Below are 20018 nucleotides of genomic sequence, written 5' to 3' on the forward strand. Positions count from 1 at the left end.
TTCTTTACTGAATTTAGTCATAAAAAAGTACACCTCCAAAAGCTAGATTTTTCATCCAACATTTGGGGTGCACTTCACTTCCAAGCAGTTCTTTACATAATGGGTCATTACCATGATGACTCTATTTTCAACTCATTACTATTATTCTTGATGATTCCTGAGAGTTCTTAATCAACCTGTCGTTTATTCCAGCTTGAGAATAGATACTTCATAAGCGATCTTCGTTTCCACATTGCCTTCTTCATCCCGTTTCCGGTACTCTCTGCTTTGTATTCTGCCGGTGATGATAATTTTCGTTCCCACTGCAAGGTTTGCCGCATAGCCTGCGTTTCTTCCCCAGGCAATGCATGGTATGTAATCGGATTTGTTATACATTCTATTGACAGCCAACATAATATCGCAGATTTCACGACCCAGCGGGGAGATTCTGCCAATGGGCTTTTTACAGATGAATCCTTCCAGATTGATTTTATTTTCATGGGCAGGGAAAGGATCCTCGGTAATCAATTTGAATTCCCGGGCAAAAACCACTACGTTGAGTTTATTTCTTCCGTCCTGTTCCTCATTGTAGGTCCTGATCTGCCCCAGGACTTCAACCAGACTGCCGGTTCCAAGCTCTACATTCCAAATCAGCCTTTCAGATACGATGATTTGTATCATGTCCCGATAGCCGCTCTTCCGATCCACCCCTATAGAAAAGCAGTAGAATGTTTCTCCATAGGATTTATGACTGACCACCGGTTGTGTTAATACGATCCCTATCAAAATTGCGCTGTTTGTTTCAAATCCCTTTTCTTCCATACCTTCCATCACTTTTCCCCCTTTTATCTTTTAAAGGTTGCCGTCCCTTCTATTATCCTTTTGCTCATGCATAAGAAACCGATCTCTATAGTTTATTCACCAATATTTGCGATATTACATATTTTTCGCGTTGAGCTGGGAAAGTCTCTGACATAATTGGGCATCAATTTTATTTTATGACGGAAAAAGAAAAAAACGGACAAAAGTCCGTTTTCTATGATTCTATTTTTGGAATTTTCATGCCGGTTTGGCTTTCTGATTTTCAATGATTTTGTTTTTCTATTGATTGATCGTGAGATCCTTGATGACTTCTCCGGCAAGAATCAATCCTGCAACGGAAGGCACGAAGGCAATACTTCCCGGAACTTGTCTGCGGACGGTACATTTTCTCTTGGTATCAGGCGGACAAATGCAATTGGTTTTGCAGCTGTTTTCCTCACTTTCAATAGGCTTAAGCGGCGGTTCCTTGGAATAGACAACCTTCAGGTTTTTAATTCCTCTTTTTCGCAGTTCAAACCGCATTACTTTAGCCAGAGGACACATGGTTGTCTTATAAATATCCGCCACTTCAAATTTTGTGGGATCCAGCTTGTTTCCGGCTCCCATGCAACTGATTATAGGAACGTTGTTTTCTTTTGCTCTTTCTATTAAAACCAGCTTCGAAGAAACCGTATCGATGGCATCCACAATGTAATCATACTTTGTCAAATCGAATTCATCAGCATTTTCAGCAGAATAAAAAGTTTCATGCGCAGTCACTTCAACCTTTGGATTGATTTCCAAAATCCGATCTCGCATCATTTCCACCTTTTTTTGTCCCACCGTTTTCCTCGTAGCAATAAGCTGGCGGTTGATATTGGTAAGGCAGACTTTATCATCATCGAAAAGATCGATGGCCCCAACTCCGCTCCTTACCAGAGCTTCCACCGTAAACGTTCCGACACCGCCAATTCCAAAGACCGCTACTCTGGCCTGCTGAAGCCTATCCATACCTTTTGCTCCAAGCAGCAGTTCTGTTCTTGAAAACTCATTTAGCAATTCTATATTCCTCCGTTTCCGAAACACAATTCTCTATAACCCAATTCTTTAACAACATGATTCATTACAACCTAATTCTTAGCAATATTCTTTACGGTATTATTCTTTACAACATAATTCTCTGCAATACAATATCCACTTCGAAACAGAAGTGGATATCGCATATTATATATCTTAAACTGAGGAGTTGCAACGTTTTTTCAAAATATCTTATTCAGCAAATAATGGCGTTGACAGATATCTTTCACCGGTGTCAGGAAGAAGTACCACAATGGTTTTTCCTTCGTTTTCCGGACGTTTCGCAATCTGCGTAGCTGCGAATGCAGCTGCTCCTGATGAAATCCCGATCAGCAGTCCTTCAACCTTGGAAAGCTCTTTTCCGGTTTCAAAGGCTTCTTCATTCTCTACGGTATAGATTTCATCGTAAATCGAAGTATTCAAAATTTCCGGTACAAATCCTGCGCCGATACCCTGGATCTTGTGTGGTCCTGGGGTTCCCTTGGATAATACCGGTGATGCCGCCGGTTCAACCGCAATGATTTTCACATTTGGATTTTGGGATTTCAGATACTCCCCTACCCCTGTGACAGTTCCTCCGGTTCCGATTCCGGCTACAAAGATATCAACCTGGCCATCTGTATCCTCCCAGATTTCCGGACCGGTGGTTTCTCTGTGAACGGTTGGGTTGGCCGGATTGTTGAACTGCCCCGGAATAAAGGAATTCGGGGTTTGCTCTGCCAGCTCTTTGGCTTTTTCAATAGCGCCCTTCATGCCCTTTGCACCCTCTGTCAGTACAAGTTCGGCACCATAAGCCTTTAAAAGATTTCTTCTCTCAATGCTCATCGTTTCAGGCATCGTCAGGATAGTTCTGTAGCCTCTGGCGGCTGCAACGGATGCTAAACCGATTCCTGTATTTCCGCTTGTAGGCTCGATAATGACCGCACCTTCCTTGATCAGACCTTTTGCTTCCGCATCATCAATCATTGCTTTCGCAATTCTATCTTTTACGCTTCCTGCCGGATTAAAATATTCCAGCTTAGCGATAAGCTTTGCTTTCAACTCGTGCTTTGCTTCATAATTGGTCAACTCCAATAATGGGGTTCTTCCGATCAGTTCTGTTAAACTTTTATAAACCTTTGCCATAGTTCCATTCTCCTTTTCTAATCTCTGATATTTTAAATTTTAAAAACGCTGTGTCTTTTTCATTCATAGTTTTCATACCAAATTACTATGAATTTCTTTATAATCCTATTATATTCCTTTCTTTTTATTTGTCAACAACTTTTTTAATTTTTTTCATACTTTTCCTATATGAATTAAAGGTTATTGACTTATCCTTCTGATTTATATAGAATAATTTCATAATAAGATAACAAAAAAAGTCACAAACAATAGGATACGGAGTGTTGTTTTACAGAACATTCTCTTAGTATATGCTTATCGTTAGGAGATTAGAAATATGGATCATCAATTTGACGAGATTATAGACAGAAGTAATACCAATTCTATTAAATATGATTTTGCATCAGAAAGGGGTATGCCGGAGGATCTGATCCCTTTATGGGTAGCGGATATGGATTTCCGCACACCCCCTGCCGTTACCGAAGCCTTGATCAATGCCAGCAGCCATGGCATTTTCGGTTATTCCGAAGTAAAAATGCCGTACTTTCAAAGCTTGCAAAGCTGGTATCACAACTATTTCAACTGGGAATTGGAACGGCGCTGGCTGGTGAAAACCCCCGGTGTCGTTTATGCCATCTGTACTGCCATCCGTGCCTATACGAGGCCGGGAGACCGTATCTTAATACAGCGTCCGGTGTACTATCCTTTCAGTCATTCCATTTTGGACAACGACAGGGTGCTGGTTAATAATCCGCTGGTCTACCGAGACGGAAGCTACTCCGTTGACTTTGAGGACTTTGAAAGGAAGATCAAAAGCAATGATGTCAGGTTATTTATTCTTTGCAACCCACATAATCCGGTGGGACGTGTATGGAGCCGTGAAGAACTGGCCCGAATGGGAGATATTTGCCTGAAATACAATGTTATCGTCGTATCCGACGAGATCCATGCCGATTTTGTTTACCCTGGGTTTGTTCATACCGTATTTGCTGATCTGAAGCCTGAATTCTCACAGAATTGCGTGACCTGTACGGCGCCAAGCAAGACCTTCAACCTTGCCGGATTGCAGGTGTCCAATATCTTTATCAGCAATAAAGAGCTGCGGGATTCCTTTCGGAAAGAAATCTATCGTACCGGCTACAGCCAGTTGAACACCCTGGGTCTTACGGCCTGTTATGCCGCTTACACGGAAGGACGCCCCTGGCTTGAAGAGCTGAAAAGCTATCTGATGAAGAATGTAACCTATGTAAAGGAATTTTTACAAAAGGAGCTGCCTGAGATTCGATTGGTTCAACCTGAAGGAACTTATCTGCTCTGGCTGGATTTTCAGGCCCTTGGACTTTCCGAGGAGGAACTTGAAGATCTCATCGTAGGAAAAGCGAAGCTATGGCTGGACAGGGGCACTATGTTCGGGCCGGAAGGAAAGGGTTTTCAGCGCATAAATATTGCATGCCCGAGAAGTACCTTGGAAAAGGCCATGAATCAACTCAGGCATGCAGTAAAATCATAAGTGAGCGAGTGAATAGAATGCATAAAGTGAATAGGATGCATAATAAGAGAGCTAGTAAATGGGCTGCTCTAAATTAGAAAGAAGCCCCTCCATATTTCGTATGAAGCAGCTGATGGGATTTTCCGCCCAAGGGCTGCCCCAGGAATTTGTCGTACAGTTCTTTTATATCCGGATTTTCATGGGATTTTCGTATCGGTAGGTGCCTATCTATTTGATATAAGGATCCCATTCTTTTTTGCTTTACCTCATGGTTGGTGCCATAGGGCTGGCCCCCTCCTCCGATACAGCCTCCTGGACAGCACATTACCTCTATGAAGGTATACTCTGCCTGGCCGGCCTTGATCATTTCCATAACCTTCTTTGCCTGAGCCAGACCATGAACGATGGCTACCTTTACGTTTTCCGTCCCAAGCTTCAGGGAGGCGGTCTTCATTCCTTCCATTCCCCGGAGATCGGTAAACTCTAATTTTTCCAGGGTCTCTCCGGTTACGACTTCGTAAACGGTCCGCAGAGCAGCTTCCATAACGCCTCCGGAAGCACCAAAGATGGCGGCCGCTCCTGTGGAACAGCCGAGCGGGGAATCAAAGTCGCTGTCGTCCAGAAGGGTAAAGTCAATCCCGTCATGCTTCAGCATCCGGGCGAATTCCCGGGTGGTTAATACGATATCCACATCCCGGTACCCGCTTGCATTCATTTCAGGTCTTGCCGCTTCATGCTTCTTTGCAGTGCATGGCATAATGGAAACCACGGTAATATTTTCCGCCGGTATTCCTGTTATCTGAGAATAATATGTTTTTGCAATAGCTCCGAACATCTGCTGAGGGGATTTGCAGGAGGAAACATGGGCAAGGAGTTCTGGATAATATTTCTCAATATAGTTGATCCATCCCGGGCTGCAGGAGGTAAGCATGGGCAGCACGCCTCCCTTTTGAATCCTTCCAAGAAGCTCATTACCTTCTTCCATGATGGTAAGGTCCGCCGCAAAATTGGTGTCAAAGACTCTGTCAAATCCCAGACTTCTGGCAGCAGCTATCATTTTTCCCGTAGAGATGCTCCCCGCCGGCAGATCATATTCCTCTGCAACGGAAACCCTGACCGCAGGTGCGATCTGTACGATCACATGCTGTCTACTGTCAGCGATGGCTCTCCAGACTAGGTCCGTGTCGTCTTTTTCATGAATGGCTCCTACGGGACAGGAGATGGCGCATTGTCCGCAGAGCACGCAATCCACATCTGTCAGTTCCTTCCCGTATTCCGGTGAAATACAGACATCAATGCTTCTGTTATGGGTATAGAGAATTCCTACCTGCTGGATCCGGTGACAGACCTCCGCACATCTTCCGCATTTGATGCATTTGTTGGGATTTCTCACCAGTGATGCGGTGGATCGGTCCAAAGGCATATCCTCCAGCACTTTTTCCCCTTTGATATCACTGATGCCAAATCTGGCTGCCAGCTTCCGCAGCTCGCAGTTTCCGTTTCGGATACAGGTCAGGCAATCCTGGGGGTGATCCGCAAAGATAAGCTCCAGAATAGTCCGGACCGTTTCTCTTACCCTGGCCGTATTGGTCTGAATTTCCATGCCTTCCTGCACCTTTGTGGAACATGCAGTGACCAGATTCCTGCTCCCTCCCAGCTCTACCGAACAGATCCGGCAGTTTGCTTTCACACTTTGATCGGGATGGTGACATAAGCTTGGGATATAGATTCCGCATTGTTTTGCAGCTTCCATAATGGTAATGCCCTGTTCCACCTCAACCTGTCTGCCATTGATCATCATCTTAACCAGCTTCTTCAACTTACCACCTCCTCAAAATATTCCTCCGCATTCCAATCCACGCAGCACTCCAGGTATTCATTCTGATAATAATTCAGAGATGAGGCCAGACTGTTTCCTGCCGCCTGACCCAGGCCGCAGAAGGAAGCCTGCTGAATGGCACGGGTATATCTCTTTAAAGTGGATACATCTTCCATTCTTGCTTCGCCCGCAAGAATCCTTCTTATAAAAATTTCCGCCTGCCGCAGGCCCTCTCTGCAAGGCGTGCACTTTCCGCAGCTTTCATGCAGAAAAAATCTCACCCGGTTCTGCACGTTCTCCAGGATAGATCTGGTATCATCCAGCACAAAAATAGCTCCGGAACCGATGGTGATCCCGGCATTTCTGCATTTATCGTAATCCAGGGGGATGCTCAGCATGGATTCAGGGACCAGGACACCGGAAGCCCCTCCGATATTCACCGCCTTGATAAATCGCCCGGGAAGTGTACCCCCACCGTAGATCTCAATAATTTCTTTAAAGGTGGTGCCGAAAGGCACTTCGAAAACCCCTTTTCTTCGCACATCTCCGGAAAGGGAGATCAGTTTCGTTCCCCGGCTTGACTCCGTGCCGATCCTTTGATACCACCTGGACCCTTTATGTATAATCACCGGTATATTGGACAAGGTTTCCACGTTTTGGATCAGGGTTGGTTTTCCCCAAAGCCCCTGCTCGGTTGGATAAGGAGGCTTCAATCTCGGTCTTCCCTTTTTCCCCTCGATAGAGGAAAGAAGAGCTGTTTCCTCACCGCACAGATAACTTCCGGCTCCCGAGAAAATTTTAAGCTCCAGATCATATCCGCTTCCCATAATGTTTTTCCCCAGAAAACCGGCATCCATTGCCTGTCGGATGCTTTCTCTCAGTTTTTTCTGAACCTCAGGGTACTCATGGCGTACGTAAATATAGCCTTTTGAAGCTCCGGCCAGATAGGCGGCAATGGTGATCCCTTCCAACAGCTGGAAAGGCAGGTGGGTCATGACAAAACGATCCTTAAAGGTGCCCGGTTCCCCTTCATCAGCATTGCAGATGATATAGCGCTCCCGCTCCTTATCTTGACGGACATTTTGAATTTTTTGCCCTGTAGGGAAAGCCGCTCCTCCACGGCCTCGGAGTTCAGCATCCTTAAGTTCAGCCAGGGACTCTTCTTCGGAACCACTCAGTACTTTTGCCAGCGCCCTGTATCCGTTTCTTTGCTGATACAAGGCAAGGCCGACGTATTCATCCATTTTGATATTAAAAATCAATTGATGATTCTCCTGTAGCATGTTCTTCTTCCTCCTTTCTTTCTTTACGGAATTTCTGAATAATCCCCGGCAAATCCTCCCTTGTCAAATCACCAAAGATCTGATCATTGATTTTAATCGCCGGCGACATGTAACAGGCACCCAGACAATTCACGCTTTCCATGGTAAATTCTCCGTCATCGGTAGTTTCTCCGATGGTAATCCCAAGGATTTCCTTTAACGCTTCCAGAATTTCTTTTTTCCCTGCATTTTCACAGGGGGCGTTGATACAGACTCTAATGATATTTCTCCCCCTTGGCGTAAGAGAAATTTCGCTGTAAAAGGATGCAGTGGAATAAACTCTGCCTCTGGTAACGTGCAAGGCTCTGGCGATTTCACCCACTGCACTTTCACTGATATAGTGATTTGGGTTTTCATCCTGAACTGCAAGAAGCACCTGAAGCAGCGGCGGATATCGGTCATCCGCCTCAAAGGCAATCTCATTTATCTGACTTAAATTCATACCGTAAATCTCCTCCGTCGTTATTTATGAGGATCATTTTATGGGATAGAATTTCATTTGTCAATAATTGTTATTTTTTAAACTTTTTTTCATAATAAATAATTTGTGAAAGTTTAAACAAGAAGTTAAATGGCTGAATTTCAACGTTGTCATTAAATTAACGGGATGGAATTTGATATATTAATAATTTATCAATAGGCAAAAGAAATACCTGAAATAAAAAAACCCACTCCGATGCATGACCTGCATGAGTGGGTCTTGATTTTATTAATTTGCAACCTGTTTTCCCGCATGATCCATATGATAATTTTCTTTCATAATCAACTGGCCTACGGGAACGATCTGATACCCATCTGCCTGAAGCTTCTGAATGACCAGCGGCAAGTACTGCTCCACATGTTCCGCGTTGTTGTGGAAAAGAACGATGGAACCGGGTTTTACATTCCGGGTTACCCGTTCAACGATCTGCTCGGCGGAGATATCCTTCCAGTCCAGACTGTCTACATCCCACTGAATCACATAATATCCGCTGGCTTCGCAGGTCTCAATCAGGCCATTGCTATAGGCGCCGAAGGGAGGACGGAAAACCGTTGGTCTCACTCCTGTAATCGCTGCAATTTTCTCTTCCGGGCCCTTCAATTCCTTTACGATTTCTCCCGAAGACAGTTTTGACATATTGGGATGGCTGGAAGAATGGTTTCCGATCTCATGACCCCTTTTATGAATTTCTAATACATCTTCGGGGAATTTATCCACCCAGAACTCTACCAGGAAAAAGGTAGTCTTTACACCATACTGGTCAAGAATATCCAAGATCGGCTTTGTATGCTCATTGCCCCAAGCTGCGTCAAAACTGATGGCCACCTTTTTTTCTGTTGTATCTACCGAATAAATGGGCAGCTTTTTGCCCTCTCCAAATACGGTATGAAAACCCAGAAAGCTTGATCCTGCCGTTAGAACCACTGCGAAAGCTATAAAAATGGCAGCACCTTTCAGAAACACTCTATATTTTTCATGAAATCTCACCTTATGCACCCCCATAAAGACGTCAGAAAGACGTTATCGTTACAGTTTATTCGGACGCTTGGCTATTATTACTTATATTTGCTGTAAGATATTAACATCTTCCGGCTTTTCCGACATAGCCGCCAGCTGCGGAACGATTTCTTTAAAATGATCTGCTTCCATATGCCGGTTCAGCAGCTCCATGCTTTCCCATTCCTCTATAAAAGTGAAAACCGTTGGGTTGTTTATATCCTGATAGAGCTGATATCGTATACAACCCGCATCTTTGCTGTTTGTATCTTCCACAAGCTTTTTAGCCAAAGTCATAAAATCATTGACTTTCTCTTCCCGAATATAATTTTTTGCCACTACATATATCATGTAAAATTCTCCTTATCAGTTGGCGGTCTTACAATGTTTGCTGCTGCGCTGCCATTGTAAATTGGCCTTATTATAGTTATGATTTTCTAATAGTGTACTCTATCCACATAAAATTTACAATACCCGGCCTTTATTCCGCCCTGTCTTTGTTGTGACTTGCGGTAAGATGCTTTATACTGAGATTAGAAATGAAAAAGAAACTCTTACATGCGCAATATCATGCAAGAACCGGTTTCCTTATTTATGCTATTCTTAAGTCAACTGTTAGGAAGGGAGTCCGTTTCAATGAAAAACAAAAGAAATGAAGTCCGAACCGTGTGTTATGATCAGGATTTGAATATAGATGCTTACCATTTTGAAGGCATTATGCAGAAATTCCCCAATCATTTTCATGATTATTATGTCATCGGCTTTATAGAAAAAGGCAGCCGGTATCTTTTATGCAATCAGCAGGAGTATCAGGTCAATTCAGGTGATGTCGTGATATTTCATCCTCGGGATACCCATACCTGCGAACCGGTGAGCGGAAAAACGCTGGACTACCGCTGCATCAATATCCAACCGGAAACGATGCGGCAATCGGTCATGGAAATCACCGGAGAAGAAACGCTCCCCCGTTTTACTCAAAACGTGATTTACCATAGTGAAATAGCCTCCTCTTTGAGAGAGCTGCATCTTATGATTATGGAAGGGGAAAGGGATTTTAAGAAAGAGGAGCGGTACTATTTTCTGCTGGAACAATTGATTACAGAATATGCCGATCCTTTTGCCTACTCTATTTCACAGAATTCAGCAGCGGCAGAGCCTTCAACGATTGTCAGAAGTCTCTGTGAATATCTTGAAAAAAATTACGCCAAAACCATATCTCTGTCGGATCTAAGCTCTCTGGCAGGCTTAAGTAAATATCATCTTCTGCGTTCTTTTACAAAAGAGATGGGCATATCTCCCTACTGCTACCTTGAAACAGTAAGAATAGAAAATGCAAAGAAACTGCTGGAGAAAGATATGCCTTCCATTGAAGTAGCATACCAGACCGGTTTTTCAGATCAGAGTCATTTTACCAACTATTTCAAAAGGCTTATCGGTATTACACCGAATCAATACAGAAAGATATTTGCAGATAAGGGGAAAAATATTTAGCAAACTGGAGGTTATTTATGCTGGAAAAACATAGAACAGCTGCCGGTCACCTGGCGGCATTGATTACCATTCTTATTTGGGGAACTACATTTATTTCAACAAAGATATTGCTGATTGATTTTACTCCGGTTGAAATTCTGGTGACACGATTTGTTATGGGATATTTCGCATTATTGATGGTATATCCTCATCGTATCAAAACAAAGGGGATCAAAGAGGAAGCCCTTTTTCTATCCGCCGGATTATGCGGTGTCACATTATATTTTCTGATGGAAAACATTGCATTGACTTATACGCTTGCCTCTAACGTCGGCGTGATTGTTTCCGTTTCTCCTTTATTCACTGCGATATTAGCCCATTTTCTTTTAGAAGGAGAATCCATGCGTACCTCCTTTATAATAGGATTTATCATAGCCATTACTGGTGTTATCCTGATTGTTTTAAACGGAAGTTATATTTTGAAGCTGAATCCGATAGGCGACCTTCTTGCCACTTTGGCGGCATTGGTCTGGTCTGTTTATTCCATTCTTATGAGAAAAATCAGTGATCTGGGCCAAAATTCCATCGGCTGTACCAGAAGGGTCTTCTTCTACGGACTGATCCTGATGACGCCCTGTCTGTTTTTTCTGGACTTTGATCCGGAGTTCCGCCAATTCGCAGAACTGCCCAATCTCTTGAATCTGCTGTTTCTTGGCTTAGGTGCATCAGCCCTTTGTTTTGTCAGCTGGAACTGGACCTTAGGGGTTCTTGGCGCGGTGAAAACCAGCTTATACATCTATGTCATACCGGTTATCACTATCGCTGCCTCTGCACTGATTTTACGGGAAACAATCACTCCGGTTGCCTGTGCCGGTGTTGTACTTACGCTAGCCGGGCTGTATTTGTCCCAGAGAACACCGCAGAGAACATCCCCGGATACATCCCAAGAACAGCCTAAGGCTGTGCTGGAAGAAGATCTGGATCTATGATTTTATTTGCTCGTCAGTGCTGCCTCGGAGAAGCCATATTTGACAAATATTAGGTTCCGTCCTATAATTTATACTACAAAGATCTGATAAGTTTAGATTTCTATTATTCAAATAAAAAGTGCATAAATCGAAAAAGGCAGAAAGCGGTGCAGGTATGAAGAAATTATATCAGGAAATAGAAAAAAAGCTGGAGCAGGGTGAGAAAACAGCCTTGCTGACCTATATTCCCCAATCCGGGGGCAGTCTTGAAAAAAAGATTCTCGATGAAGCGCAGGCAGATCAGGAGCTTACTCTGGCGGCAGCCCAGGCTTTCCAGAAGGGATATCCTCTTACCGTAGAGCAGGATAACAGAACTATCCTGGTGGAACCTTTTTATCCCAAGGAACGGTTAATCATTCTGGGGGGCGGTCATATTGCGCTGCCCTTGGTTGAGTTTGCTGCCAAGACGGGTTTTTCCGTCACAGTAGCGGACGATCGTCCTTCTTTTGCGAACAAGGAACGGTTTCCCCTTGCCGATCAGGTGATCTGCGAAACCTTTGATGACTGTTTTGATCTTTTAAAACTCACGGAGTATGATTATGTGGTGGTGATCACCAGAGGCCATAAGCACGATGCTCTGTGTCTCAGAAAAATTTTGTCACAGAAGGAAACCGTATATCTCGGAATGATTGGATCCAAGCATCGGGTAAATGGAATCAAACAGCTTCTGGCAGAGGAAGGTTTTGATCAGGAACGGATCGGCAGGATCTGCACACCCATCGGACTGCCTATCGGGGCAATTACACCGGAGGAAATCTCCATTTCCATACTGGCTGAAGTCATCGGCAGAAAACGTCTCGGAAATAAGGACAAGGGATCCATCAACCGATCCGAAATCGATCTGAATGTATTGCATACCATCGGCAGTCAAAAGACGGATACCTGTTCTATCGTAACCGTCATCTCTACAAAAGGCTCCGTACCCAGAGGGGCCGGGGCAAAGATGATCGTGTATCCCGACCGGAGCATTTCCGGCAGTATTGGGGGCGGGTGCAGCGAGGCGGCAGTCATCTGGGATGCCATGTCTATTATCGGTACGGGAAAACATGAAATCAAAACCATTGATCTCACTGGAGATGTGGCAGAAAGTGAAGGCATGGTATGCGGCGGTATCATGAAGGTCTTGATTGAAGATATGATCTCCCATCAGTAATCAAACAAACAAAGTAAATAGGGGAGCAAAGAATTGAAAGGATGTGCAGAAAATGACAAGAGAAGAAGCATGGGAGCTTTTAAATGAATATAATAAAGATCCGTTTCATCTAAAGCATGCCACCATTGTAGAAGGTACCATGAAGTATTTTGCAAAGCTTTTGGGTTACGAAGAAGAAGCGGATTTCTGGGGAATTGTGGGCCTTCTCCACGATCTGGATTTTGGCATGTATCCGGATCAGCACTGCATCAAGCAGGAAGAAATCATGAGAGCGCGCAGCATAGACGAAAAAATCATCCATGCAACGGTGAGCCATGGATATGGAATTACGGTGGACGTGAAACCCGAGCATGAAATGGAAAAAGTCCTCTACGCAACGGACGAACTGACCGGTTTGATCGGGGCTGTAGCCCTGATGAGACCCTCAAAAAGCGTATCCGACCTGGAATTGAAATCTGTCAAAAAGAAATTTAAGACTCCAAGCTTTGCCGCCGGCTGCTCCAGAGAGGTTATCCAAAAAGGCGCCGAAATGTTAGGCTGGGATTTGGATTACCTGATTGAACAGACCATCTTAGCCATGAGAACAGTTGAAGAATAATAAAAACAAAGAAATACAGAATTAGAAAATCATAGAAGTTCCAGAATATAAAAAGATTAAAATTTGAACCACTGGAGGTTAGTCCAGTGGTTCTTTCGTTATAAAAAGCTTATTTAAAATTCAGGTATATTATTTGCTTCTTGCCCGGTATTTCAGTCCAGCCCCTCCGGCTGCCAGTAAGGCTCCGATTCCATAGAGTGCCAGTGCCGGAAAACCGCCGGTCTTCGGCAGCGGTGCTGCGGGAATCTCTTCATCCAATACCGGAATTACCGTTTCGGGTACAGGTGCTGCAGGTGTTTCCTCATCCTGAACAGTTACGGTTCCTCTGTATTTGTTAGGGGTATTGTCGGTGCCGCCGCTGCTGTAAGTAACCGTTGCAGGATCATCATCACTTATCGACTCCTGACCATAATAGCCTGTGGCTGTAGCTGTATTAGTAAATGTATTTCCATTCCAGCTTCCGTAATTGGATGTTCCAAGCAACCCTAAATTAAAAGTAATTGATTTTGAAGTAGTTGCTTCTGCTGCTAGGCTTCCAATATCTTCATAAATACCAATCTGTGGATCTGACAGTATCACTTTGTCAAAATCATAATCCCCATTGTTTGTTATCTTAAACGTGTAGGTTACGCTGGCTGATTTTGAATTTACAGTAGCAGGGGCCACATCTTTTACAATTTGTATTGCCGCTTCACTTGTATCCGGATTATTTATGATCAGTGTGTTTACAAAAGTTACCTCTTTAATATTTCCCGATACAACAATGGCTTCTTGTGTCGTTATTAGTGTTTCATATCCTGATGCGGATTCTTCTTCAACAACATAAGTTCCTGGTTCCAAATCCTGAATCAACAGGCTATCAACCTCGGCTGCAGAGCCCGTTGCAACGACATTGTTTTCAGCATTATATACGTTGAAGTTAAAGTAAACAGCTGAATCGGTTACATTTGGTACATTCTTTATGATTCTAAGTTTGCCAGGGGCTATATATTCAGGATTATAAGTGACTGTAGCCTGGTATGAATCTGATACCGTTACCTTTCCATATTTTCCCGAAACTTCTGCTGTATTTGTAAATGTGTTATCTTCATCCCAACGATCTTCGCTAAGATTACTTAGATTGAATGCAACTTGAGTGGTGTAACCAGCACCTTTCACAAGTTTTCCAATGTTAATATCTATCCCGAGGAGCTCATCTTTCAAAACTACTGCCTTCAGGTCTGTCTCACCTGAATTTAATACCGTAAAGGTATAGATTACTTCAAAGCTTTTGGAGTTAACTATACTTTGGTCAACGGACTTAACTAAACTCACTTCAGGGTCAAGATTTAATATACTATTTAGCCAAAGATTTATAGACCCGGAACCTTCTGCAGAATACTCCATTGGTTCTACTATTCCATGACCTTGCGGGCCAAGATCACTGCCTTGATATGTTATATCACCATATTCACTAAAAGTAACGACAACTTTTGTAAGCTGCGATAGAATGTAATCCTTTGAATCAGAGCCATCCCAAACGTTGCCACTACCTTTTGTCAAAGTTATTGTATCATTTCCAAAATATACAACAACGTCGGTAATCGTTTCACTTAATCCATCCATAAAATGAACAGAAGTATTTCCAATAACTGACTGTACTTCGAAGCTCAGGTTTTGTAGTTCTTCACCATCAGGCTGTAATCCTTCACTTGTACGCTGTATTTGTTCATCTAATTCCTGTAGTTCACCTTCACCTGTTTCTTCAGCAAATACCATTGCCGCGGAACTAAAAGCTAAAAGAATTGTTAATAGGAATGCAATTATTACCTTATATTTTTTTCTCATTTTATACACCTCTCTTTCTTTTTCAGACACACTTATTTGACAGAATTATTACGTCCCTCGAAATATGCAAGGTTTTCCTTTCGTTTTATGGTAAAGAACATGTCTGAACCATCTTTCGTTCAAATGGGTAGCCCTTATCACCTCCAAGTTTATTTTTTAGAGATGCGGAGATATGATATAATTTTGTCCAATAAAAAAAGCCATCATGTTTCATTTCTCCACTCTCCGTATAGAAGAATATGGTAATGAAATATGTGGCAGCCGGACAACCATTTCAGTTTTTTAAGACTGATTAAGGTTCCTGGCTTTGCGTCCCTACCTTTCGAGAGGTTTGCCGTTTCAATATTTCTAATTTAGATATATTTAACTACTTCGTTAAGCACTTAATAAAAAATGGGGTCGGTTTTTATTTTTTTCAATTTCTTTATAAGGAGATTGTACCCAATATCTTTATTACTAATCATTGTATTTCTATATTACTAGTCACTGTATTTCTATCATGAAAAATCGCTTCTCCACTTCCAGAGAAAACCAACGGTCAGCTAAAAAAAGATGCACTTGTGTGCATCCTTCATCATCTGTTCTCTTTCTAGTTACATTATTTCAATGTCTCATTCATGCTTCCGGTACGATATCCCATCATATCCAGAGCGACATAAGTAAAACCGATCTTTTTCAATTCCTCATGGATTCTGTAACGGGTCTCCCTTTCCATGATCTTTTCGATTTCCGCTTCAGCAACTTCAATTCTTGCAAGCGTATCATGATGGCGTACCCGAACCTGACGAAAGCCCAGATCCAGCAGCAGTTGTTCTGCTTCATCCACCATTTTGAGCTTCTCCGGAGTAATGCTTTCTCCATAAGGAAATCTTGAAGAAAGGCAGGCAAAGGACTGCTTCTCCCAGGTGGGAAGGCCCATTTCTTTCGATAACTGACGGATTTCATCCTTATTTAAATCGGCATATCGAAGAGGACTTTTGATTTCTAATTCACGGATAGCCTCAAGGCCGGGACGGTAATCCCCCATATCATCCATGTTGGAGCCCTCGATGACCTCCTTCAGCCCTTTTTCCGCTGCCACCTGCCTGATCTTTGTAAATAGTTCACTTTTGCATAAATAGCAGCGATTTACCGGATTTTGTGAAAATCCTTCGATATCCAGTTCCTCCGAATCCACAATGATATGTTCGATACCATGGTTCTTTGTAAAGTCCATGGCTTCCTTCAGCTCCCGTTCCGGAAAGCTGCAGGAACGTGCGGTAACTGCCACAACCTGATCCCCGAGCACCTCCTGAGCTGTCTTCAGTAGAAAAGTGGAATCCACCCCGCTGGAAAATGCTACGGCAACACTGCCGAGGCTCTTCAGGTATTCTTTTAAATTGTTATATTTCTCTTGTATATTGTTCATACTTCTTCCTTTACTTTTTCAGATGCTGTTCCACGGTTTCTACGATGAGCTCCACATCGGCCAGAGCTCCCTTTCCCAGATCACCGCAGGCCAAATAGCTGGATTTCGGTTCTATAAAGTAGTATCCCAGTTCGGAAAGCGTTTTGATATTTCTCTGAACGATAGGATTTTCATACATGTTGGTGTTCATGGCAGGGCAAATATAAACCGGAACGTCCTTCAAAGCCATGACGACGGTAGTAACCATATCATCTGCAATTCCATTGGCAATTTTTCCAATGATGTTGGCGGTGGCAGGTGCGATGAGGCACAAGTCTGTTTTTTTGGCAAGGGATATATGCTCTACCTTATCAGGCTCATATTCCTGAAACATATTGGAATACACCCTGTTTTTCGTCAATGTACGAAAGGTCAAAGGAGTAATCAGTTCCTGGGCACTTTCGGTCATCACCGCTTCTACGTGGTAGCCGTCCTTTGTCAGTCTGTTGGCGATGTCTGCAGCTTTATAGGCAGCGATGCTTCCTGTTACACATAATAAAACATTTTTCATAGGCCGTGACTCCTTTCCCTGAGTTTTTCATCGATGCTATTTACGATTCCCTCAGCAATCTGCTGTTTCGTACTGAACGTTTCATACTCCCCGTCAGCAGAAATCAGATAGCCGATATGCTTGTCCCCTTCAATTTGTGTTAAATCATTGGCGAGAACAAAATCACAGCGGTTTTTTTCAAGCAGCCGGCAGGCGGTATCGATCAAGACTTTCTTTTCTACATTGGTAAGGAGCTTGAAACCAACTAAAAGGCTGCCTTCCTGCAGTTTTTTGATTTCTCCGATTACCTTTGGAGTTCTTTTTAAGAGGATCACCAGGTCGTCGATATCGGAGCTGATTTTCCCCTCTATGAATCCGGGATGCACTTCTCCGCCATTGTTTTGGATCTCTTCAAGAGTGGTGACACCTCTTACGGAGTAATCACTTACCGCCATGGAGTGTATCACCGCATCGATTTTATTTTCACTTAGAATTTGTTTTAGTGCATCCAAAAGTCCTTGGGTGCCGGATACTCTTACGACCTCAACTTTTTCATGGCTGGGTGCATGGGTGCTTTTGTCACAAAGGTAATAGATTTTACCGATTTCCATGCTTTCATTTTCGAGAAATGCTTTGGCAACGGCCAAACCGAGCTTTCCCGTCGCGAAATTGGAAATGACTCTTACTTCGTCTATTTTTTCACTGGTTCCCCCTGCAGTGATCAGAATATTTCTTACCACCTGGATCCCTCCATATTATTATAAAGTGTATTGATTTTTAATTTTTTCGGTAATATTTGAATGTCCAGCGGAAATTCGGCACCCTTTTCACCATCCACATCGGTGCTTACAAATTGATCGGATTCTACGCGCAGTTTCTTTGTTTGGAAGAAGACCACGTTTTTATTTTCATGATGCTGGCCTGTCATAACATTAAACAGTAAAGGCGGCAATTCTATAATCGGCATTTCTTTAAACAGCATCACATCCAGCAAACCGTCATTGACTTCTGCCTTTGGCGCGATTCTTTTAAACCCGCCTGCGGAGCGTCCATTCATGACCAGCATAAAATAAATTCTATCCTCTGAGCTGTATTCATCGCTGGTGATTTTTACAGGAATCGGCTTGATATTGGGTATTTCCTGTACCCCCTTCAGGTAATAAGAGATGACTCCCAGCGTGTTTTTCACATTGGGGTCTGTCTTTTGACTCACATCCACAAGAAAACCCATGGCCGCAACATTGATAAAATATTTGTCGTTGACTTTGCCGATATCCGTGTAGGTATAATTCTCGTCCAAAGCGATCCGCATCATGCTTTCAATATCATGAGGAAGATCAAAATAATAAGCGAAATCATTGGCTGTTCCCGAAGGGAATATGGCCAGCGGCAAATCAATCTTATGATTCAGCATGGCATTCACCACAATATTGATGGTTCCGTCACCGCCTGCCGCAATAATCTTTTTGTATTCCTTGGGATTGAGATCCTTCAGCACCTCGTTGAGAATGCCCTTACGGTCTGCTCTGACAGGAACTACAAAAAGTCTTTTCTTCTGAAACTTTTCTATGATTAAATCCAGGTTATTTTTAAAGAGTCCGTTTCCAGCGTTTGGATTATAGAACAATAACACCTTATTCTTCTTCATTTTTCAACAGATCCCTCACCTTTCCGATTAAATACAGCGATCCGGCAAATACTGCCACATCGTAGCGTGAAAGCCGTTCTGCAACCACCTGACAGGCATTTTCAGGATTCGGTATTGCAATGCAATGATTTCCAGCCTTTTGTACATGTCTGCAAAGTTCATTTGCAGAAAGCTTTCTTGGGTTGTCTGGTTCCGTGGCAATAAAGTCATCCGTGATGAGGCTGAATTTTTCTACCAGCTTGTCTATTTTCTTGTCTGCAAGCATCCCGATAACCATTAAAATTTTTTTTCCTGTGAAATGCTCCTTCAGCGCAGCCCCCAGGGCCTCAACTCCGGCTTCGTTATGGGCCCCGTCAATAATCACATAAGGATCTTTTCTCAGGACTTCCAATCTTCCGGTTTGTCTGGCTTTCTTCATGCCCGTATAAATTCTTTCCTTATCAACACATATTATATTCTCATTTTTTAAGACTTCAATTACCGACAAAGCACAAATTGCATTGCCTACCTGATGCATTCCGATCATAGAAATGGAAAGATTGCGATAATCTTCTTCCGCAATCCTTACATCAAAGGTATAACCATCCACGGTCTTCACAATATTTTCAGGCTGTATTGAAGAAACCGGGTAGCTCTTGCTGCCTTTTTCTCCGGCAATATCCAGTATTGCACGGGCGGCTCCCGAGTCTGAAACGTTAAAAATGACAGGTACGTTGGATTTTATGATGCCGGCCTTTTGTGTTGCTATTTTCTCCAAAGTATTGCCTAAATATTCCATATGATCAAAGGAGATTGAGGTAATGACAGATGCAACGGGATTCTTCATGATATTGGTGGAATCTCCTGTTCCTCCCAATCCAACCTCCAGAATAAGAAAATCGATCTCTTTTCTGGCAAAATAGGCAAAGCCGATAGCGGTAATCAGTTCAAATTCCGTAGGAGAGTCCATGCCCTCCGAAAGCATCTGCGATACTTTTTCCAGTACCGCTTCCGTACAGGCGGCCAGATCTTCTCCGGAAATTTCACTGCCGTTGTATTCAATTCTTTCTGTAAACCGCTGCAGATAAGGAGACGTATACAGGCCTGCCCGATAACCGTTCTCCTGCAATACAGAATACAGATACCGGCATACGGAGCCTTTTCCATTGGTACCGGCAACATGAATGATCTTCATCCTGTCCTGCGGATTCCCCAAAAGCTCCATAAGCCGAGTCATTCTTTCCAGTCCAAGCTTGCTGCCAAACTTCTGAAAACTATGAATCTTTTCAATTGCTTCCTCGTATGTCATG

The 20018-nt window shown here is 43.2% G+C and carries 19 protein-coding genes and 1 riboswitch; of the genes, 5 read left to right on the forward strand and 14 right to left on the reverse strand.

Annotation, left to right across the window (positions count from 1 at the left end; all coding sequences use genetic code 11):
* Nucleotides 1-183: 183 nt before the first annotated feature.
* From KCX82_RS03005 to cysK, 3 genes are all read right to left on the reverse strand, one after another.
* Nucleotides 184-810 (reverse strand): single-stranded DNA-binding protein, encoded by a 627-nt coding sequence (locus KCX82_RS03005; protein ID WP_227016970.1) that lies wholly within the window; start codon nucleotides 808-810, stop codon nucleotides 184-186.
* A 270-nt stretch (nucleotides 811-1080) separates the two neighbouring features.
* A complete protein-coding gene (locus KCX82_RS03010) occupies nucleotides 1081-1839 on the reverse strand; it encodes a tRNA threonylcarbamoyladenosine dehydratase (RefSeq protein WP_227016971.1) in 759 nt (252 codons plus the stop codon).
* 210 nt (nucleotides 1840-2049) lie between these two features.
* Nucleotides 2050-2982: a cysteine synthase A gene (gene cysK, locus KCX82_RS03015; protein ID WP_227016972.1), complete on the reverse strand. Its 933-nt coding sequence runs from the start codon at nucleotides 2980-2982 to the stop codon at nucleotides 2050-2052.
* A 316-nt stretch (nucleotides 2983-3298) separates the two neighbouring features.
* On the opposite strand from cysK, the gene KCX82_RS03020 reads away from it, so the two are divergent.
* Nucleotides 3299-4471: a MalY/PatB family protein gene (locus tag KCX82_RS03020; RefSeq protein WP_227016973.1), complete on the forward strand. Its 1173-nt coding sequence runs from the start codon at nucleotides 3299-3301 to the stop codon at nucleotides 4469-4471.
* A 73-nt stretch (nucleotides 4472-4544) separates the two neighbouring features.
* Here KCX82_RS03020 and KCX82_RS03025 read toward each other — a convergent pair whose 3' ends face one another.
* The 5 genes from KCX82_RS03025 to KCX82_RS03045 form a co-directional block, all read right to left on the reverse strand.
* Nucleotides 4545-6269 (reverse strand): NADH-dependent [FeFe] hydrogenase, group A6, encoded by a 1725-nt coding sequence (locus tag KCX82_RS03025; RefSeq protein WP_465250617.1) that lies wholly within the window; start codon nucleotides 6267-6269, stop codon nucleotides 4545-4547.
* A complete protein-coding gene (locus KCX82_RS03030; RefSeq protein WP_227016974.1) occupies nucleotides 6266-7552 on the reverse strand; it encodes a complex I 51 kDa subunit family protein in 1287 nt (428 codons plus the stop codon). Before KCX82_RS03030 ends, KCX82_RS03025 begins: the two co-directional genes overlap by 4 nt.
* Nucleotides 7521-8033 (reverse strand): NADH-quinone oxidoreductase subunit NuoE family protein, encoded by a 513-nt coding sequence (locus KCX82_RS03035; protein ID WP_227016975.1) that lies wholly within the window; start codon nucleotides 8031-8033, stop codon nucleotides 7521-7523. The genes KCX82_RS03030 and KCX82_RS03035 overlap by 32 nt, the downstream gene beginning before the upstream one ends.
* A gap of 267 nt (nucleotides 8034-8300) precedes the next feature.
* Nucleotides 8301-9059 carry a polysaccharide deacetylase family protein gene (locus tag KCX82_RS03040; protein ID WP_227016976.1) on the reverse strand — a complete coding sequence of 253 codons (759 nt, stop codon included), beginning with the start codon at nucleotides 9057-9059 and terminating at the stop codon, nucleotides 8301-8303.
* A gap of 72 nt (nucleotides 9060-9131) precedes the next feature.
* Entirely contained in the window at nucleotides 9132-9419 is a 288-nt protein-coding gene (locus KCX82_RS03045; RefSeq protein ID WP_227016977.1) for a putative quinol monooxygenase, read from the reverse strand.
* Between the two features lie 285 nt (nucleotides 9420-9704).
* Here KCX82_RS03045 and KCX82_RS03050 point away from each other — a divergent pair, with 285 nt between their 5' ends.
* The 4 genes from KCX82_RS03050 to KCX82_RS03065 all read left to right on the forward strand — a co-directional run bounded on the left by KCX82_RS03050 (nucleotide 9705) and on the right by KCX82_RS03065 (nucleotide 13317).
* A complete protein-coding gene (locus KCX82_RS03050) occupies nucleotides 9705-10559 on the forward strand; it encodes a helix-turn-helix domain-containing protein (protein WP_227016978.1) in 855 nt (284 codons plus the stop codon).
* A gap of 17 nt (nucleotides 10560-10576) precedes the next feature.
* A complete protein-coding gene (locus KCX82_RS03055; protein WP_227016979.1) occupies nucleotides 10577-11527 on the forward strand; it encodes a DMT family transporter in 951 nt (316 codons plus the stop codon).
* Between the two features lie 154 nt (nucleotides 11528-11681).
* Nucleotides 11682-12719, forward strand: a complete 1038-nt coding sequence (locus KCX82_RS03060) for an XdhC family protein (protein ID WP_227016980.1) — start codon at nucleotides 11682-11684, stop codon at nucleotides 12717-12719.
* Between the two features lie 52 nt (nucleotides 12720-12771).
* Nucleotides 12772-13317 carry a hydrolase gene (locus KCX82_RS03065; protein ID WP_264373181.1) on the forward strand — a complete coding sequence of 182 codons (546 nt, stop codon included), beginning with the start codon at nucleotides 12772-12774 and terminating at the stop codon, nucleotides 13315-13317.
* Nucleotides 13318-13446: 129 nt separating this feature from the next.
* Here KCX82_RS03065 and KCX82_RS03070 read toward each other — a convergent pair whose 3' ends face one another.
* From KCX82_RS03070 to KCX82_RS03095, 6 genes are all read right to left on the reverse strand, one after another.
* On the reverse strand, nucleotides 13447-15144 hold the full coding sequence (locus KCX82_RS03070) for a DUF7507 domain-containing protein (RefSeq protein ID WP_227016982.1): 1698 nt from the start codon (nucleotides 15142-15144) through the stop codon (nucleotides 13447-13449).
* Nucleotides 15145-15397: 253 nt separating this feature from the next.
* Nucleotides 15398-15490: riboswitch (cyclic di-GMP riboswitch) on the reverse strand.
* 252 nt (nucleotides 15491-15742) lie between these two features.
* Nucleotides 15743-16552, reverse strand: a complete 810-nt coding sequence (gene larE, locus KCX82_RS03075; RefSeq protein WP_227016983.1) for an ATP-dependent sacrificial sulfur transferase LarE — start codon at nucleotides 16550-16552, stop codon at nucleotides 15743-15745.
* 10 nt (nucleotides 16553-16562) lie between these two features.
* Nucleotides 16563-17102, reverse strand: coding sequence for a bifunctional phosphopantothenoylcysteine decarboxylase/phosphopantothenate--cysteine ligase CoaBC (coaBC, locus tag KCX82_RS03080; protein ID WP_227016984.1), 540 nt, complete (start codon nucleotides 17100-17102; stop codon nucleotides 16563-16565).
* Nucleotides 17099-17821: a phosphopantothenoylcysteine decarboxylase domain-containing protein gene (locus KCX82_RS03085; RefSeq protein WP_227016985.1), complete on the reverse strand. Its 723-nt coding sequence runs from the start codon at nucleotides 17819-17821 to the stop codon at nucleotides 17099-17101. The genes coaBC and KCX82_RS03085 overlap by 4 nt, the downstream gene beginning before the upstream one ends.
* Nucleotides 17815-18729: a YegS/Rv2252/BmrU family lipid kinase gene (locus KCX82_RS03090; protein WP_227016986.1), complete on the reverse strand. Its 915-nt coding sequence runs from the start codon at nucleotides 18727-18729 to the stop codon at nucleotides 17815-17817. Before KCX82_RS03090 ends, KCX82_RS03085 begins: the two co-directional genes overlap by 7 nt.
* Nucleotides 18716-20017, reverse strand: coding sequence for a bifunctional folylpolyglutamate synthase/dihydrofolate synthase (locus KCX82_RS03095; protein ID WP_227016987.1), 1302 nt, complete (start codon nucleotides 20015-20017; stop codon nucleotides 18716-18718). The genes KCX82_RS03090 and KCX82_RS03095 overlap by 14 nt, the downstream gene beginning before the upstream one ends.
* Nucleotide 20018 lies beyond the last annotated feature (1 nt).

Origin of the sequence: Sinanaerobacter chloroacetimidivorans, assembly GCF_018128545.1 — a bacterium.
Classification (GTDB): Bacteria; Bacillota; Clostridia; order Peptostreptococcales; family Anaerovoracaceae; genus Sinanaerobacter; species Sinanaerobacter chloroacetimidivorans.

What these genes read in the sequence shown, in the direction of transcription:
- KCX82_RS03020 (WP_227016973.1), top strand. Translation starts at nt 3,299, where the DNA reads ATGGATCATCAATTTGACGAGATTATAGACAGAAGTAATACCAATTCT.
- KCX82_RS03090 (WP_227016986.1), bottom strand. Translation starts at nt 18,729, where the DNA reads ATGAAGAAGAATAAGGTGTTATTGTTCTATAATCCAAACGCTGGAAAC.
- KCX82_RS03035 (WP_227016975.1), bottom strand. Translation starts at nt 8,033, where the DNA reads ATGAATTTAAGTCAGATAAATGAGATTGCCTTTGAGGCGGATGACCGA.
- KCX82_RS03065 (WP_264373181.1), top strand. Translation starts at nt 12,772, where the DNA reads ATGACAAGAGAAGAAGCATGGGAGCTTTTAAATGAATATAATAAAGAT.
- cysK (WP_227016972.1), bottom strand. Translation starts at nt 2,982, where the DNA reads ATGGCAAAGGTTTATAAAAGTTTAACAGAACTGATCGGAAGAACCCCA.
- coaBC (WP_227016984.1), bottom strand. Translation starts at nt 17,102, where the DNA reads ATGAAAAATGTTTTATTATGTGTAACAGGAAGCATCGCTGCCTATAAA.
- larE (WP_227016983.1), bottom strand. Translation starts at nt 16,552, where the DNA reads ATGAACAATATACAAGAGAAATATAACAATTTAAAAGAATACCTGAAG.
- KCX82_RS03045 (WP_227016977.1), bottom strand. Translation starts at nt 9,419, where the DNA reads ATGATATATGTAGTGGCAAAAAATTATATTCGGGAAGAGAAAGTCAAT.
- KCX82_RS03055 (WP_227016979.1), top strand. Translation starts at nt 10,577, where the DNA reads ATGCTGGAAAAACATAGAACAGCTGCCGGTCACCTGGCGGCATTGATT.
- KCX82_RS03095 (WP_227016987.1), bottom strand. Translation starts at nt 20,017, where the DNA reads ATGACATACGAGGAAGCAATTGAAAAGATTCATAGTTTTCAGAAGTTT.
- KCX82_RS03070 (WP_227016982.1), bottom strand. Translation starts at nt 15,144, where the DNA reads ATGAGAAAAAAATATAAGGTAATAATTGCATTCCTATTAACAATTCTT.
- KCX82_RS03005 (WP_227016970.1), bottom strand. Translation starts at nt 810, where the DNA reads ATGGAAGGTATGGAAGAAAAGGGATTTGAAACAAACAGCGCAATTTTG.
- KCX82_RS03050 (WP_227016978.1), top strand. Translation starts at nt 9,705, where the DNA reads ATGAAAAACAAAAGAAATGAAGTCCGAACCGTGTGTTATGATCAGGAT.
- KCX82_RS03060 (WP_227016980.1), top strand. Translation starts at nt 11,682, where the DNA reads ATGAAGAAATTATATCAGGAAATAGAAAAAAAGCTGGAGCAGGGTGAG.
- KCX82_RS03030 (WP_227016974.1), bottom strand. Translation starts at nt 7,552, where the DNA reads ATGCTACAGGAGAATCATCAATTGATTTTTAATATCAAAATGGATGAA.